Source organism: Gemmobacter denitrificans (assembly GCF_036964905.1).
GTDB lineage: Bacteria > Pseudomonadota > Alphaproteobacteria > Rhodobacterales > Rhodobacteraceae > Gemmobacter > Gemmobacter denitrificans.
Genome location: NZ_JBALHR010000001.1, coordinates 303,151 through 317,702, shown reverse-complemented (window position 1 = coordinate 317,702; position 14,552 = coordinate 303,151). Strand labels below are relative to the sequence as shown.

The window sequence follows — 14,552 nt, the reverse complement described above, 5'->3', positions numbered from 1 at the left end:
TGGGGGCCTTGAATGTCGGTAGCTTCACGACGCCATCCTTTCCGCGCGGAACACATCGGCTTCAGCCAGCGGGAACCATTCCAGCACCCGCGCATAATCACGTGGCAGGTGACGCTTCATCGGAATCAGGAAGCGCGCATCGAGACCATCGAAGGTTCGACCAAACACCCGGTAATCCACCGGCAGCTTGACGCGACTGCGCTGGATTTCCGCCAGCAGCCGATCCTTTTTCCAGTCCCAGACCGGGAAATATTCGCCCTTGCTGCGCAGGATCGCGCCATGCTGCATGATCGACACATGCCGCATCGGACTGTCTGCCGCACGCACGCCGGTCGCGACCAAAGCCTTGGGCGCGTTTTCCTGGTCGCGTACCAGATCATGCACATCGCGGTATTCGAACTCCGGCAGCCGCGCGGCCTCGATCACAGGCGCACGATGGGGCGGCTGATAGACCATCCCGTTCAGCCAGCGATACAGCGAAGGATGCGGCATCCGAAGAATGCGCCGCCCGCCGAATAGCACCCGCTCGTAATAGGCCAGAGATTCCTCGACGAACTCCAGCCCCGGCACGACATACATATAGACCGGGATCACCTCATCGAAGGCGTCGCGGATCGCCAGCATCGCCGCAATGCTGTCCTTGCCGGTCGAAAAGGCAAGGATCGTCTTCCCGCCGGTCTCGCGCCGCACCTGGGCAACGATCTCTTCACCGGGCGGCGGGCGGTTACTGGCCATCAGTGGCGCCCGCCTGTTCCTTGTCCAGTTCCGCCTTGATCATACGCCGGATCGCTTCGGAACGGCTTGGAACGCCGGGTTGACGACCTCGCCATTTGTCGATTGCCTCCACCATCTCTTTCGAAATGGGCAGGCTGAGGGTGGTGTCCATCTTAATCATGCCCCGCATTATGCGGCAAATATTACCATATGCAAGTTATATAACATCTTGTCCGCAGACTGTCCATATGTTATATAACCTATGCAAGACAGGAGACAGCCATGCCCAAGATCGGTTTCGCCCCCAACGCCAAGACCTATGGCGAAGTCATCGCCGCCAAGAACCTGCGCGACCGCGCGCTGGCCTGGCTGGGCGACTTCCTCGACAAGCACCTACGCGGCGATGGACCGCTGTTCCCGAAGGATGCGCCCCTGCACCAAGGCAATTGCGGTGTGGTCGCCATGTGCATGCTGCTGGACCGGCCCTATTCCGAGGTCGCGCCGATCCTTGGTCGCGGACGGTCAGGTGGATGGACCGGCAGCACCTACATCCACCAATACCAGCCCTGCGCCGAAGAGCTGGGCTTCGCAGTGTCGCCTTCCCGGTCCTATCGCGGCACTGTCGGCAAGCTGGCCGCCGAAAGCGGGGGCACCGGGGAACGCATCTTCTGCACGATCCACGGTCACGCCATGGTCATCTGGGATGGCCTGATCTTCGATCAGTCATTTCCCGCAGGCGGCACCCCGCAAGAGCGCCCCGAGCTGGCCAGCAAGACCGTCGATTTCATCCTGCGGCGCAACTGAGCGCCAGACCGTGCCCCAAAATGCAAACGCCCGGCAGGTCGATGACCTCCGGGCGCACGTATTGCATCATGTATTGTGTCAAGGGGGCTAGAAGTTGTCAAGCGGGTGGTTCCTCGCCCCCCCGGCCTTCCAACTGACCAAGGCCGCAGCCGCTGGCCTGATGGTGCTCCTATCGGTCGGCGATGGCGTGGTTCTGGTCATGGAGACCAGCTGCCACGCCAAACTCACATGATTTATCCCGTTGAAAGTTTTGCGGAGCAGAGCTTGGTAGGATAGGAAAGTTCAGAACAGAACCAGCTTCGCAGCAATGGCGGCAAGATCGTCGCCCCCCTCAACCAAGAAGCTCATCCTGTCAGAAACCGTGAACAGAGCACCCTCGTCTGTGACTTGCCCCCGAGCCATCAGCCATGCAGCCGGGTCGGCGCGGTCCTTCAAGGGCACCAAGAGTTCAGACAGCCAAATCTGATCGGCAGAAAGGGAAAAATCAGTTATCCGGTCATGGCCAGGCCTTCTGAAATGGAACTGATCAGCCCCTGCCCCGCCGGTCATGAGGTCATCCCCCCATGATCCATAAAGAACATCTCGACCTTCACCACCAGACAAGGTGTCCTTGCCAAGGCCGCCGTCTAGGCTGTCGTTCCCTTCGCCGCCTGTAAGGCTATCGTTGCCTGCATCGCCCAAAAGCCGGTCACTGTGCGCCCCGCCATCCAGCAGGTCATGCCCCGCACCGCCGATCAGACTATCCTTACCGTTGCCACCCAGCAGCAGATCGTCGCCACGGCCGCCATCCAGCGTATCACGGCCTCCCCATCCACGAATTGTGTCGGCGCCGCGCATTTCGAAAATGCCGGGGAACTGGTCACTGACCGGGCCGATGTGCTCTGCCTTTCTACTACCTTCGTAGAGACCCTGCCGCGGGTTCAAGGCAGCGCGCAAGGGGGCGTCATCAAAGGACCAGACGATCTCACCACCCAGCATATTCCCGCGAAACGACATCAGCGGACCCGGATCGACCGAGAAGCCAGTGACACGCAAATATTCCACCCGATCGATACCGCCACCGTTTGTTGGACGAACAGATTCGATCCGCAATTCGGTCAAGGTGCCTTGGATCATCTCCGCACCGCGCCAGTCTATGTCGAGATCGGGCCCTCGAAGCCCGACGCCAACGTAGGTGTAAGGTGGCAATTGGATGCGCACCTCATTTGAATCTGGCCCGCTGCGCAGCGCGCTGCCGCTGCTGCCAGCATCAAAGGCACTGTAGATTTCGCCAACCAAAGACGAAAGGCTGTTACCAACAAGCCGGACCTTGAACACCAAGACGCACCCTTTCAACTCTGTATCACTGTAGTTCTATACCGACATTCCCAAAATGGGCTGCCGTCTGACGCAGAGATCGCCGGAAACCGACCGCTGAGCAAGCATTTTCCGCCCCGTCTGGCATCTGCAGCCGCGCAGGCATACGGAACAAGGCGGCACAAACCACGCAAAGGCTATGTTTCGGCCCGAAGGAAGTGTTTTCTAGCATTTCGAGCATAGCTGCCCCGCCGAGTTCGCTTGGGTTGATTCTTGCTGACGCTCACGAACATGCCCTTGGCGTTTGCAATCGGCGTACGGTTGCGATGATGCCTCGGACCATCGCGCCAATGAAGGCCCCTTCCCCACCAAACCATCAACGATCAATCCCGCAGCGCTCACCGCCATGGCGTCATCGGCGGCATTGCCTGCGTGATCTCGATGCTGGTCAGGATGCCCAGGCCGCGCAGTTCTGCCCCCAGCCACAGCAACGCCCCCCACCATTCCAGGTAGCGCCGCCGGGCCGCAGCGATCTGCTGGGCCGTTGGCGCGACATAGACCGGGCAGTAGAGCACCGGGGACTTCACCACCCTGCCCTTGCGCCCCTTGCGCTCCTGCACGGGCCAGCCCTCCAATCCGAGGTGGCGGGCGTCCTCGGTCATCGCAAATGTGCCGTGCCGGTTGGTGCGCACATCGACAGGCAGGTACTTCGGTCGCGCGTCCCGCATCCAGTCAGGCGATATCCCGGCACGCGCGCATTCCGCGATGAAAACCGCCATCTTCCGGCCCCCCCATTCGAGCGGCAGCGCAGCCACCGCCGAGGCGATGATGTCCGCATCGTCCGCCGGATAGCTGAACCCGCCGCCGTCAATCGCACAGCCCAGATGGCCCAACAGACCGACGATGATCCGTTCGTAGTCGATGACCCGAAGCCCAGTCCCGAAGAACTGGCCCGGGCCGAAGCCGATGCCCTGGCATCCATTAGGGAACAAGAGGCCGCCTGACCGCTCTGGTGCGCAGCCCCCGCGCGGGCTGCCATCCCGAGAGGTCGAGGAGACATTGCATGGCCATCGCCACAACCGACGACGTGCTTGGCACGCTGGAATTCCACATTGCCGCCGCGCGCCGCCACACCCCGTTCGGGCAGCTATCACCTGCGGACATGATCGGCCCCTACCGCCGGGCGGCGCAGGCCCACGGGCTGACGGTGGAGGCTGTGCAGGCGATGCACCGGGCGCAGACGGCAGGCGCGCAGCATGGCTGACCCCCTCCGCGTCCTCATAGCTTGCGAATGCAGCGGCATGGTGCGCCGGGCCTTCGCTGCCCTTGGTCATGACGCTTGGTCGGTCGATCTGAAACCTGCCGAAGATGGCAGCAACCGGCACTATGTGGGTGACGTGCGTGATTACCTGCACATGGGCTGGGACCTTCTGGCCGTCATGCACCCGCCCTGCACGCGGCTGGCAAACAGCGGGGTTCGGTGGCTGACCAGCCCGCCGGGCAAGCTTACCAGCAATTACAGCCGGGCCGAGCGCGAGGCCTATGCGCAGATGGGCGAGGCCGAGCGGCTGGCCTTCATGTGGCGCAGCCTGGAGGATGGTGCAGCGTTGTTCAGTGCCTGCTGGAATGCCCCGATCGAGCGGATCGCCGTCGAGAACCCGGTGATGCACCGGCATGCGAAGGAACGGATCGCTGGATTCCAGCCCCATGCGCAGAGCGTTCAGCCTTGGCACTTCGGCACAGACGAGCACGGGCCCGACAATGTGAAGAAGCGGATATGCCTGTGGCTGCGTGGCCTGCCGCCACTGGCACGCACGGGCAAGCTGGACGGGTCCACCGCCCGGCCGGAAATCCATGAGGCTACCCCGAGCGAGGATCGCGCCGCAGATCGGGCGCGGTTTTTCCCGGGCATTGCTGCCGCGATAGCCGCGCAATGGGGCGGCTATGCGCTGGATGACACCAGGAGGGCGGCATGAGCGTTCGATGGGCACCACCTCAATACCCTGCCGACCGGCACCTTCTGATGGCTGGCCGTCTTCGCATCGGCGCGGTCTTTCCGCCCGCTGGCGAGGCGCGCGACAAGCGGCCATGGGTCTGGCGGCTCTGGATCACAGGAACAAGCACGTCGCGCGAGGGCCGCGCGAAGACCGAACTGGCTGCAAAATCCGCTTGCATTGCTGCATGGCGCGATTTTTTGGCGGCGGCAGAATTGCAGGAAGTGGAGGGCTGACCATGGGCGTACTGTTGACCATCGCAGAGGCCGCAACACTGATCGGTGTGCCAAAGGCATCCCTACGCACCGCAGCAGAACGGCACGGCTTCTTGATCCGCATGGGCCGCGCTATCCGTATCGACCCAGACCAACTGCCGGAGTTGCTCAGAAAATGCCAGAACACGCCAAAGGCCCCCGCCTCTACTGGCACAAATCGCGTGGAAAATGGGTCATCCGCGACACTGGACGCCAAGAAACTGCAACAGGCACAGCAGACCGTGCAGAAGCTGAGAAACAGCTTGCGGAATACATCGCAGGCCGCGACAGGGGCCAAAAAGGGCCGCGAGATCCGGCTGCCGTCCTGATCTCTGAAGCGCTGACGATCTATGCCGAGGAACATGGGCCAACGGTTGCAGACCCCGTGCGCCTAGCCTGCGCCATCGAGGCCCTGCTGCCGTTCTGGGGGCTTCTGACAGTCAGCGCAATCAAAGCGGAAACCTGCCGCAGATACGCCAATAGCCGGGTAACTACCAAGGGGATGCCAGAGGGCAAGACACGACCTGGCAGCCCAGGCACGATCCGGCGCGAACTGGGCACGCTACGGGCTGCACTGCAGTACTGCCACTCTGAGGGCTACCTGCTGTCAGCGCCGCCTGTAACACTGCCTGAAAAGCCCCCTGCCAAGGAGCGGTGGCTGACACGGGCAGAGGTCGCGCGGCTGCTATGGGCTGCATGGCGGGGCCGCAGAACGCAGCACCTTGCCCGGTTCATTCTGGTGGCGCTTTATTCCGGAACCTGCAAAGATGCCGTGCTGCGGCTGGCCTATATGCCCAACACGCGCGGCGGCTGGATCGACACCGAACACGGGCTGATGTTCCGCCGTGCCGAATCCGAGCGGGTGACGAACAAGCGCCAGCCACCTGCCCGGCTGCCAGACAGATTGCTTGCCCACCTTCGGCGCTGGGAGAGGATGGGGCTGCGATTCCCGGTCGAGTATCAGGGGGCCTTGTGCGGCGATATCAAGACCGGCTGGGCCACAATCACCGTAGATGCAGGCATGTCTGACGTCACGCCGCACACCCTGCGCCACACCGCAATCACTTGGACGATGCAGCGCGGCGCAACCGCTTGGGATGCGGCAGGATTTTTCGGCGCATCAGTCCAGATGATCGAGCGAGTCTATGGTCACCACCACCCGGATCACCAGCAAAGCGCACGGGAAGCCATAGGCCGCAGAGGCTAACTTGTGCGCCAAGTTATGCGCAATCTAATGTGCCAAAACACTAAGTCATTGATTTTATGGCGCACCCAGCACGATTCGAACGTGCGACCTTTGCCTTCGGAGGGCAACGCTCTATCCAGCTGAGCTATGGGTGCGTTGCTGCGTCTATAGCCGGTCAGGCGGGATGCCGCAATGTTGAAAATGCGGGATTTTCCGCGAAACGGGCCAAGGGCTTATCCGAACAGGTCGTGGCAAAGTTCCAGCGCCTCGATCAGCTTGTCCACCTCATCGGGCGTGTTGTACATCGCGAATGAGGCGCGGCAGGTGGCGGTCACGCCCATATGCGCCATCAAGGGCATGGCGCAATGCGTGCCGGCGCGGACCGCGACGCCCTTCTTGTCCAACACGGTGGAAATATCATGCGCATGGGCCGCCCCTTGCAGCGTGAACGAGAAAATCGCCCCCTTGCCTGCCGAATTGCCCTGAATGGTCAACCAGTTGAGCCCGGAAAGACGGCTTTGCGCATAATCACGCAGGTGGCGTTCATGGGCTGCCACCCGGTCCATGCCAAGCGTCATCAGATAGTCCAGCGCCACGCCCATGCCGATCTGCTGGACGATGCCGGGGGTTCCCGCCTCGAACCGCATGGGCGGATCGTTATAGCTCACCGCATCGCGGCTGACGTCGCGGATCATGTCGCCGCCGCCAAGGAAGGGGCGCATTTCCGCCATCCGCTCGCGGCGGATATAGATCGCGCCCGACCCCGAGGGGCCGTAAAGCTTGTGCCCGGTGATGGCGAAGAAATCGCAGCCCATGGCCTGCACATCCACCGGCATGTGCACCGCCGATTGTGACCCATCCACCAGCACCGGCACGCCCTTTTCGCGCGCCGCCCGGCAGATCGTGGCCACATCAACCACCGTGCCCAGCACGTTCGACATCTGGGTGATTGCCACCAGCCTTGTGCGAGGGCCGATGGCATCAATCACCGCCTGCGGGTCGAGATCGCCATTGGCATCACATTGGACCCATTTCAGCACCACGCCCTGCCGTTCGCGCAGGAAATGCCAGGGCACGATATTGGCGTGGTGTTCCATGATCGACAGGACGATTTCGTCGCCCGGCTGCAGGCGTGGCGCGGCCCAGGCATATGACACCAGATTGATGCCTTCGGTCGTGCCCGAGGTGAAAACGATTTCCTCTTCCGACCCGGCATTGAGGAAACGCGCCACAATGCCCCGCACCGCCTCGTATTTCTCGGTCGCCAGGTTTGATAGATAGTGCAGGCCGCGATGCACATTGGCATATTCCTGCGCATAGGCTTGGGTCACCGCATCGATCACGCATTGCGGTTTCTGCGCGCTGGCCCCGTTGTCCAGATAGACCAGCGGTTTGCCGTTCACCTGACGGGCCAGAATGGGGAAATCGGCCCGGACTTTCGCCACATCGAACATGTTCATTCCCCTTGTTCCACCACCCCAAGCCCGATGATCCACTGGCCCAGAAAGGCCGCAAAACCGATCGCGCCGGTCAGAAACAGTTGCGGCCCCGGACCGATCATCCCGGCCACCAGCCCCGACAGCAGCACCAGCGGCGTGACCGAAACCAGCGCCCAGAACAGCGCCAGCCGCGCGCCATACCAACTGCCCCGCCCGCCCATTAACTGACCCACCAGCCGCGACCCGGCAGCCAGCAGATAAAAGACCGGGATCGTGGCCAGAAGCCCCAATCCCGCGCCCAGCAATTGCGGCGGCATCGGCACGTCGGGCTGCAACGTGCTGACACGGGCCGCCACCGGGATCTGCGCGATGAAGGCCACCAAGAGAAACACGAACAGCAGGCTGAATACAAAGGGTTCAGACTTGCCGCGCGCAAGATGGCGGCGCAGCACCAGACGCGGGCGCCGCCAGCTTTCCACGATATCCGAGGTGACAGCCATCCAGGTTACTGCCCGTGACGGCTGAGCCAGCCTTCCAGCCGCAGCCGGATATCCTCGGCCAGCGCCTCATCCTCGATTTCCTGAATGGCTTCGGCCAGGAAGGCCAGCACCAGCAGGGATTGCGCCGCCCGCAGGGGCACCCCGCGCGACCGCAGGTAATAGAGCGCAGTTTCGTCAATCGCGCCCGACGTGGAACCATGCGAACATTTCACATCATCGGCATAGATTTCCAGCTCGGGCTTGGCGAGGAACTGGCTGTCCTCATCCAGAAGCAGGCTCTGGCTGATCTGATAGCCGTCGGTTTTCTGCGCACCGGGCTTGACCAGGATCTTGCCCTGAAACACCCCGACAGCACCGTTCTTCAGCACCTTCTTGAACACCTGACGGCTTTCGCACCGCTCGGCCGCATGGGTGACAAAGACCGTGTCATCATGGTGAAAATCGCCATCCCCGACAGCCGCGCCGGCCACATGGGCCATGGCGTCATCGCCGGTCAGTTCGATCACCACCTCGTTGCGGGTCAAGACCCCGTTCGCGGTGAGCGTAAAGCTCTTGAACAGCGATTCCGCACCCAGACGGGCAAAGATATGCGTCACCGCACGGCGCTCATGGTCGCGGCCCTGCGTGCGGATATGGTGGAAGCGGCCGCCATCGGCGACATCGACCTCCAGCACCTTGTTGAACCGCGCCGCAGCCGGGCCGTTTTCCAGCAGCGTCAGTTCGGCCCCAGCCTCGACCTTCACCACATGGTGCAGGATCGCGTCCGAGCTTTCATCGCGGTGCAGATAGATCAGCGACACCGGCTTGGCCGCCTTGCCGGTGGCGCGGATCAGCACGCCATCGGTGGCGCAGGCCGTATTCAGCGCGGCCAGCGGGCGCGCGACGGGCATCTGCCCCCGCGCCTCCAGCACACCATAAAGCCCTTGGGCCCAGTGGATATCGGCATGGGCCACATCGGCCAGACGGTCGATCGTGACCCCGGCCAGAACCGGATCATCCGATTGCGCCGGATCAAAGACACCATCGACAAAAACCAGTTTCAGCCGGTCAATACCGGTGAACACCATAGGTTCATCACCCGGATCGAACAGGGCCGCCGGGGCCGGGGCCACCCGATTCAGCGTGGTCGGGTCAGTATAGCGCCAGTATTCATCACGCTTGCCCGGCAGGCCGGTGGCGCGCAGTCGGGCAAGGGCATCGCCCCGCGCCGCCGCCGCCCATGCCCCTTGCGGCACGGCCAGCGCCGCCAGCCGCGCCTCGGCTGCGTCCAGTTTCGCCTGTGCCAGCGCCATCACAGCACCTCGGCCAGAATATCGGCATATCCGTTGTTCTCGACCTCAAGCGCCAGTTCCGGCCCGCCGGTCTTCACGATCCGCCCGTCGGCCATGATATGCACCACATCGGGTTTGATATGGTCCAGCAGGCGCTGGTAATGCGTGATCACAAGGAAAGACCGCCCGGCATCGCGCAGCGCGTTCACGCCTTCGGAAACCAGTTTCATCGCATCGACATCCAGACCGGAATCGGTTTCATCCAGAATGCACATCTTGGGTTCCAGCATGGCCATCTGCAGGATTTCGTTGCGCTTCTTTTCACCGCCCGAAAAGCCCACATTGACCGGGCGCTTCATCATCTCGGCGTCGATCTTCAACGATTTGGCCTTTTCGCGCACGACCTTGAGGAATTCGCCCGCGCTCATTTCCTCTTCGCCGCGCGCCTTGCGCTGTGCGTTCACCGCCGTGCGCAGGAAGGTCATGTTGCCCACACCCGGAATTTCCACCGGATACTGGAACGCCAGAAACAGGCCGGCCGCCGCGCGTTCCTCGGGTTCCATCTCCAGCAGTTCCACGCCTTCCAGCATGGCCGAGCCTTCGGTCACTTCATAGCCGTCACGGCCCGACAGAACATAGGAAAGCGTCGATTTGCCCGACCCGTTCGGCCCCATGATCGCATGGACCTTGCCGGGTTCGACGGTCAGGTTCACGCCTTTCAGGATGACCTTGTCATCTTCTTCAAGTTTGACGTGCAGGTTCTTGATTTCAAGCATTTCTGTCTCTCAGTCGAGCGTTACGGCAGTGCCGGAGGCCGACACCATGAGCATGTTGTTGATGACTTCGTAATCCAGATCGACGCCGACAATGGCAGTGGCGCCAAGGGCCACGGCCTTGGCCTCCATCTCCGCCAGGGCGGTGACACGGGCCTTGCCCAGTTCCTGTTCATAGGCCGCCGACCGGCCACCGACGATATCGCGGATGCCCGCAAACAGATCGCGGAAGATATTCGCGCCCAGAATGGCTTCGCCGGTGACGATCCCGCGATAGGCGGTGATCTTGCGCCCTTCGATGCTGGGGGTGGTGGTCACGATCATCCCACCGATCCTTCCAGCGAAATGGCAACCAGGGCCTGGGCTTCCATGGCAAATTCCATCGGCAGGGCCTGCAGCACTTCCTTGCAGAAGCCGTTCACCACCAACGCAACGGCCTCTTCTTCGTCCATGCCGCGCGACCGGCAGTAGAACAGCTGATCATCATCCACCTTCGACGTGGTCGCCTCATGCTCCACGCGGGACGAATTGTTCTTCACCTCGATGTAAGGCACGGTATGTGCGCCGCACCTGTCGCCGATCAGCAGGCTGTCACATTGGGTATAATTGCGTGAATTCAAGGCTTTCGGATGCATACTTACCAAACCGCGGTAAGTGTTCTGCGCCCGGCCCGCGCTGATCCCTTTCGAGACGATGCGCGATTTGGTGTTCTTGCCCAGATGCACCATCTTGGTGCCGGTATCGGCCTGCTGCGCATTGTTGGCGATGGCGATGGAATAGAATTCACCCTGGCTTTCCTCGCCGCGCAGGATGCAGGACGGGTATTTCCAGGTGATGGCCGAACCGGTTTCAACCTGCGTCCACATCACCTTGGCCCGCTTGCCCCGGCAATCGGCGCGCTTGGTGACAAAGTTGTAGATGCCGCCCTTGCCCTCTTCATCGCCCGGATACCAGTTCTGGACGGTGGAATACTTCACCTCGGCATCATCCAGAATGACGATTTCCACCACGGCGGCGTGCAACTGGTTGGTGTCGCGCTTCGGCGCGGTGCAGCCTTCCAGATAGCTGACATATGACCCCTTGTCGGCCACGATCAGCGTGCGTTCGAACTGCCCGGTGTTTTCGGCATTGATGCGGAAATAGGTGCTCAACTCCATCGGGCAGCGGGTGCCTTCGGGGATATAGACGAACGACCCATCCGAAAACACGGCGCTGTTCAGCGTGGCAAAGAAATTGTCCGACTGCGGCACGACCGAGCCGAGGTATTTCTTCACCAGCTCCGGGTGTTCCTTGATCGCCTCGGAAATGGAACAGAAGATCACCCCTGCCTTGCGCAATTCATCCTTGAAGGTGGTGCCGACCGAAACGGAATCGAAGACCGCATCCACGGCCACCTTGCGCTGTTCGGGTTCACCTTCAACTCCGGCCAGAAGCATCTGTTCTTTCAGCGGAATTCCCAGTTTGGCATAGGTCGCCAGCAGCTTGGGGTCCACCTCGTCCAGGCTTTTGGGTTTCTGCGCCATGCTCTTGGGCTTGGCGTAGTAATACTGATCCTGATAGTCGATTTCAGGATAGTTCAGCATCGCCCAGCTGGGTTCTTCCATCTGCAGCCACCGGCGATAGGCGGCCAGACGCCAGTCCAGCATCCATTCCGGTTCGCCATTCTTTTCGCTGATCAGCCGGACGATATCTTCCGAAAGCCCCTTGGGGGCATATTCGGTTTCGATTTCGGTTTCCCAGCCGTATTTGTATTTGCCGGCCATGGCCTGCACGGTCTCGATGGTTTCCCGATCGACGCCTTCGCGCACTTCGATCTGATCTTCGCTGTCCAGTGCCGCCATGGCGATTCCCTTCCTCATGCCCGCAAGCGGGCCTTGCGATACTGCGCCACCCAGGCATCGGCAAAGCGCAGCACTTCGTCTTCCGTCGTGTCGGGCCCGATCGAAACGCGCAGGGCAGACCCGGCGGCGGTTTCGTCAAACCCCATGGCGCGCAGCACCCGGCTTGCCCTGACCTTGCCGCTGGAACAGGCAGAGCCCGCCGAAACGGCGAAACCGGCCAGATCCATCTGCATCACCTGCGTTTCGCCCTTCCAGCCGGGCGTGACGAGGCACAGGGTATTGGGCAGGCGCAGCGCACCTTTCCCGACTGAAATAGTCTCATTTGCTGCGGCTGACAATGCTGACTCTAGAATATTTCTAATTCCAGACACGCGTTCCCAGACGCCATCGGCCAGATCGCGCATTGCCGCCTCGGCCGCCGCGGCGAAGCCCGCAATCCCGATCAGGTTTTCGGTGCCGGCGCGACGCCCCATTTCCTGCCCGCCGCCCCGAAGTTGCGCCGCAACATCCAGACCACGACGGATCACCAGCGCACCGATTCCCTTTGGCCCGCCCAGCTTATGCGCCGAAACCAGCCCCATGTCGCAGCCCAGCCAGTTGAAGGCCAGCGGCAGTTTGCCAAAGCCCTGTGTCAGATCGCTGACGGCAAGGCCGGGCGGCAAGGTCTGCAGCAGACCGGTTTCGGAATTGGCGATCTGCACCGCGGCCCGCGACGGATCGGGCACCTGCACCTGCCCTGCCGCATCCACCGCCAGATCGGGCGCACACCAGGCGCTGACCGCCTCATGTTCCACATCCGAGCAAGCAAGGCCCCGGCCCGCACAGGCCAGCGCCGCCGCCTCGGTCGCGCCCGAGGTAAAGACGATATCCGCCCCATCCGCGCCCAGGGCCGCCGCGATCTGGCCGCGCGCCTTTTCCATCAGGCTTTTCGCGGCCCGCCCTTCGGCATGAACCGAAGACGGGTTGCCGACCAGATCCATGGCCGCCACCATCGCCGCGCGCGCCTCGGGGCGCAGCGGCGTGGTGGCGTTCCAATCCAGATAGACGCGCGGTTTCATTCCAGCACAGGCAGCTTGCTGGCATCAAACCCGGCAGCGGGCAGCAATTCGACCCCGGCCTTCGACATCCGCACCTCGACCCCCGCAGCCATCAGCGCGGATTTCATCGCATCGACGGCCGAGAAATCCTTGCGCACCATGGCATCGGCCCGCAGCGCTGCCAGATGACCGGCATGGGCGGTCAGATCGACCGACTGTTCGGCCCATGCCCCCATGTCAGGCAACAGCAGACCGAGAAGTCGGGCCGAAGCCAACAGCCCCGCCGCATCGCCCTTGCCCGCCAAGGCGTGCAGTTCGGCAATCGCACCGGCCGTATTCAGATCCTGCGACAAGGCCGCCACCACGGAAGGGTCAGCCTGCCCCGGCTCTGCCCCTGCGATCATCCCGCGCCATTTGCGCAAGGTCGCCTCGGCCTGCCGCGCCTTTTCATCGGTCCAGTCCATCGGCTTGCTGTAATGGGTCTGCAGATAGACAAAGCGGATCACCTCGCCCGGCCAGCCCTGTTCCAGCAGATCGCGCACGGTGAAGAAATTGCCCAAGGATTTGGACATCTTCTTGCCTTCCACCTGCAGCATCTCGTTATGCATCCAGATCTTCGCGAACTGCCCTGACGGATTGGCGCAGCAGCTTTGGGCGATTTCGTTTTCATGATGCGGGAATTGCAGATCAATCCCGCCGCCATGAATGTCGAAGGTTTCGCCCAGGAGTTCGCGGCTCATGGCCGAGCATTCGATATGCCATCCGGGACGCCCCCGGCCCCAGGGCGATTGCCAGCCCGGCAGACTGTCATCCGACGGCTTCCACAGCACGAAATCCATCGGATCGCGCTTGTAGGGGGCAACCTCTACCCGCGCGCCGGCGATCATGTCATCGACCGACCGGCCCGACAGCGCGCCATAGCCCGCAAAGCTGCGCACATCGAACAGCACATGGCCTTCGGCGGCATAGGCATGGCCCCGGGCGATCAGCTCTTCGATCATCGCGATCATCGGGCCGATATATTCGGTGGCGCGTGGTTCATGCGTCGGGCGCAGCGCGCCAAGCGCATCCATGTCGGCATGATACCAGGCGATGGTTTCCTCGGTCCGGCCGCGGATCAAATCTTCCAGCGTGCCGGGCACACCGGCCGCCTGACGGCGCAGCGCCTCGGCGTTGATCTTGTCATCGACATCGGTGAAGTTGCGCACATAGGTCACGTTTTCCGCGCCATAGACATGGCGCAAGAGCCGGAACAGCGTGTCGAACACGATCACCGGGCGCGCATTGCCGATATGGGCGCGGTCATAGACGGTGGGACCACAGACATACATGCTCACCTTGCCCGGGGTCAGCGGTGCCAGCACCTCCTCCTTGCGGGTCTTGCTGTTGTGCAGCCTGATCTGGGTCATGTTCCGCCTCCTTGTCCGCGGGTCTTTGGCCTGC

At 62.2% G+C, this 14,552-nt stretch carries 19 protein-coding genes and 1 tRNA gene; 7 read left to right on the top strand and 13 right to left on the bottom strand.

The genetic code is table 11. The annotated features are described in order from the left end of the window. Positions 1-24: 24 nt before the first annotated feature. Together V6590_RS01585 and V6590_RS01580 are read right to left on the bottom strand one after the other, a co-directional pair. Entirely contained in the window at positions 25-735 is a 711-nt protein-coding gene (locus V6590_RS01585) for an adenine nucleotide alpha hydrolase family protein (RefSeq protein WP_335418520.1), read from the bottom strand. Further along, positions 725-886, bottom strand: a complete 162-nt coding sequence (locus V6590_RS01580; RefSeq protein WP_335418517.1) for a ribbon-helix-helix protein, CopG family — start codon at positions 884-886, stop codon at positions 725-727. Before V6590_RS01580 ends, V6590_RS01585 begins: the two co-directional genes overlap by 11 nt. Before the next feature lie 110 nt (positions 887-996). Here V6590_RS01580 and V6590_RS01575 point away from each other — a divergent pair, with 110 nt between their 5' ends. Both V6590_RS01575 and V6590_RS01570 read left to right on the top strand, forming a co-directional pair. Further along, positions 997-1,518, top strand: coding sequence for a hypothetical protein (locus tag V6590_RS01575; RefSeq protein ID WP_335418515.1), 522 nt, complete (start codon positions 997-999; stop codon positions 1,516-1,518). Between the two features lie 94 nt (positions 1,519-1,612). Further along, a complete protein-coding gene (locus tag V6590_RS01570) occupies positions 1,613-1,750 on the top strand; it encodes a hypothetical protein (RefSeq protein ID WP_335418513.1) in 138 nt (45 codons plus the stop codon). A 50-nt stretch (positions 1,751-1,800) separates the two neighbouring features. On the opposite strand, the gene V6590_RS01565 is transcribed toward V6590_RS01570, so the two are convergent. Together V6590_RS01565 and V6590_RS01560 are read right to left on the bottom strand one after the other, a co-directional pair. After that, complete coding sequence (locus V6590_RS01565; protein ID WP_335419356.1) at positions 1,801-2,835, bottom strand: calcium-binding protein; 1,035 nt, start codon at positions 2,833-2,835, stop codon at positions 1,801-1,803. A gap of 377 nt (positions 2,836-3,212) precedes the next feature. Continuing rightward, positions 3,213-3,806 carry a hypothetical protein gene (locus tag V6590_RS01560; protein ID WP_335418510.1) on the bottom strand — a complete coding sequence of 198 codons (594 nt, stop codon included), beginning with the start codon at positions 3,804-3,806 and terminating at the stop codon, positions 3,213-3,215. 71 nt (positions 3,807-3,877) lie between these two features. Here V6590_RS01560 and V6590_RS01555 point away from each other — a divergent pair, with 71 nt between their 5' ends. The 5 genes from V6590_RS01555 (at position 3,878) to V6590_RS01535 (ending at position 6,269) form a co-directional block, all read left to right on the top strand. Then, on the top strand, positions 3,878-4,078 hold the full coding sequence (locus tag V6590_RS01555; protein WP_335418507.1) for a hypothetical protein: 201 nt from the start codon (positions 3,878-3,880) through the stop codon (positions 4,076-4,078). Then, entirely contained in the window at positions 4,071-4,790 is a 720-nt protein-coding gene (locus V6590_RS01550; protein WP_335418504.1) for a hypothetical protein, read from the top strand. Before V6590_RS01555 ends, V6590_RS01550 begins: the two co-directional genes overlap by 8 nt. Before the next feature lie 47 nt (positions 4,791-4,837). Then, positions 4,838-5,044, top strand: coding sequence for a hypothetical protein (locus tag V6590_RS01545; protein ID WP_335418501.1), 207 nt, complete (start codon positions 4,838-4,840; stop codon positions 5,042-5,044). Next, positions 4,996-5,391, top strand: coding sequence for a hypothetical protein (locus tag V6590_RS01540; protein WP_335418500.1), 396 nt, complete (start codon positions 4,996-4,998; stop codon positions 5,389-5,391). The genes V6590_RS01545 and V6590_RS01540 overlap by 49 nt, the downstream gene beginning before the upstream one ends. A 173-nt stretch (positions 5,392-5,564) precedes the next feature. After that, the gene (locus V6590_RS01535; protein ID WP_335418497.1) at positions 5,565-6,269 is read left to right on the top strand and encodes a site-specific integrase; all 705 of its coding nucleotides are present in this window, start codon (positions 5,565-5,567) and stop codon (positions 6,267-6,269) included. A 57-nt stretch (positions 6,270-6,326) separates the two neighbouring features. Here the strand turns inward: V6590_RS01535 and V6590_RS01530 are convergent. From V6590_RS01530 to cysS, 9 genes are all read right to left on the bottom strand, one after another. After that, positions 6,327-6,403: transfer RNA gene (locus tag V6590_RS01530), tRNA-Arg, on the bottom strand. A gap of 78 nt (positions 6,404-6,481) precedes the next feature. Further along, a complete protein-coding gene (locus V6590_RS01525; RefSeq protein WP_335418495.1) occupies positions 6,482-7,702 on the bottom strand; it encodes a cysteine desulfurase in 1,221 nt (406 codons plus the stop codon). Between the two features lie 2 nt (positions 7,703-7,704). Further along, positions 7,705-8,187 (bottom strand): YIP1 family protein, encoded by a 483-nt coding sequence (locus tag V6590_RS01520; protein ID WP_335418492.1) that lies wholly within the window; start codon positions 8,185-8,187, stop codon positions 7,705-7,707. Between the two features lie 5 nt (positions 8,188-8,192). Next, positions 8,193-9,479 (bottom strand): Fe-S cluster assembly protein SufD, encoded by a 1,287-nt coding sequence (gene sufD, locus V6590_RS01515; RefSeq protein WP_335418489.1) that lies wholly within the window; start codon positions 9,477-9,479, stop codon positions 8,193-8,195. Next, a complete protein-coding gene (sufC, locus tag V6590_RS01510; RefSeq protein ID WP_335418486.1) occupies positions 9,479-10,234 on the bottom strand; it encodes a Fe-S cluster assembly ATPase SufC in 756 nt (251 codons plus the stop codon). The genes sufD and sufC overlap by 1 nt, the downstream gene beginning before the upstream one ends. Positions 10,235-10,243: 9 nt before the next feature. Then, on the bottom strand, positions 10,244-10,555 hold the full coding sequence (locus V6590_RS01505) for a heavy metal-binding domain-containing protein (RefSeq protein WP_335418483.1): 312 nt from the start codon (positions 10,553-10,555) through the stop codon (positions 10,244-10,246). Continuing rightward, positions 10,552-12,072, bottom strand: coding sequence for a Fe-S cluster assembly protein SufB (sufB, locus tag V6590_RS01500; RefSeq protein ID WP_335419354.1), 1,521 nt, complete (start codon positions 12,070-12,072; stop codon positions 10,552-10,554). The genes V6590_RS01505 and sufB overlap by 4 nt, the downstream gene beginning before the upstream one ends. Positions 12,073-12,086: 14 nt before the next feature. Then, positions 12,087-13,130 carry a cysteine desulfurase family protein gene (locus V6590_RS01495; protein ID WP_335418480.1) on the bottom strand — a complete coding sequence of 348 codons (1,044 nt, stop codon included), beginning with the start codon at positions 13,128-13,130 and terminating at the stop codon, positions 12,087-12,089. Continuing rightward, a complete protein-coding gene (cysS, locus tag V6590_RS01490; protein WP_335418477.1) occupies positions 13,127-14,518 on the bottom strand; it encodes a cysteine--tRNA ligase in 1,392 nt (463 codons plus the stop codon). The genes V6590_RS01495 and cysS overlap by 4 nt, the downstream gene beginning before the upstream one ends. Between the last annotated feature and the right edge of the window lie 34 nt (positions 14,519-14,552).

What these genes read in the sequence shown, in the direction of transcription:
- V6590_RS01520 (WP_335418492.1), bottom strand. Translation starts at nt 8,187, where the DNA reads ATGGCTGTCACCTCGGATATCGTGGAAAGCTGGCGGCGCCCGCGTCTG.
- V6590_RS01535 (WP_335418497.1), top strand. Translation starts at nt 5,565, where the DNA reads ATGCCAGAGGGCAAGACACGACCTGGCAGCCCAGGCACGATCCGGCGC.
- V6590_RS01555 (WP_335418507.1), top strand. Translation starts at nt 3,878, where the DNA reads ATGGCCATCGCCACAACCGACGACGTGCTTGGCACGCTGGAATTCCAC.
- V6590_RS01540 (WP_335418500.1), top strand. Translation starts at nt 4,996, where the DNA reads ATGGCGCGATTTTTTGGCGGCGGCAGAATTGCAGGAAGTGGAGGGCTG.
- sufD (WP_335418489.1), bottom strand. Translation starts at nt 9,479, where the DNA reads ATGGCGCTGGCACAGGCGAAACTGGACGCAGCCGAGGCGCGGCTGGCG.
- sufB (WP_335419354.1), bottom strand. Translation starts at nt 12,072, where the DNA reads ATGGCGGCACTGGACAGCGAAGATCAGATCGAAGTGCGCGAAGGCGTC.
- V6590_RS01545 (WP_335418501.1), top strand. Translation starts at nt 4,838, where the DNA reads ATGGCTGGCCGTCTTCGCATCGGCGCGGTCTTTCCGCCCGCTGGCGAG.
- sufC (WP_335418486.1), bottom strand. Translation starts at nt 10,234, where the DNA reads ATGCTTGAAATCAAGAACCTGCACGTCAAACTTGAAGAAGATGACAAG.
- V6590_RS01550 (WP_335418504.1), top strand. Translation starts at nt 4,071, where the DNA reads ATGGCTGACCCCCTCCGCGTCCTCATAGCTTGCGAATGCAGCGGCATG.
- V6590_RS01495 (WP_335418480.1), bottom strand. Translation starts at nt 13,130, where the DNA reads ATGAAACCGCGCGTCTATCTGGATTGGAACGCCACCACGCCGCTGCGC.
- V6590_RS01505 (WP_335418483.1), bottom strand. Translation starts at nt 10,555, where the DNA reads ATGATCGTGACCACCACCCCCAGCATCGAAGGGCGCAAGATCACCGCC.
- cysS (WP_335418477.1), bottom strand. Translation starts at nt 14,518, where the DNA reads ATGACCCAGATCAGGCTGCACAACAGCAAGACCCGCAAGGAGGAGGTG.
- V6590_RS01585 (WP_335418520.1), bottom strand. Translation starts at nt 735, where the DNA reads ATGGCCAGTAACCGCCCGCCGCCCGGTGAAGAGATCGTTGCCCAGGTG.
- V6590_RS01580 (WP_335418517.1), bottom strand. Translation starts at nt 886, where the DNA reads ATGGACACCACCCTCAGCCTGCCCATTTCGAAAGAGATGGTGGAGGCA.
- V6590_RS01575 (WP_335418515.1), top strand. Translation starts at nt 997, where the DNA reads ATGCCCAAGATCGGTTTCGCCCCCAACGCCAAGACCTATGGCGAAGTC.
- V6590_RS01525 (WP_335418495.1), bottom strand. Translation starts at nt 7,702, where the DNA reads ATGTTCGATGTGGCGAAAGTCCGGGCCGATTTCCCCATTCTGGCCCGT.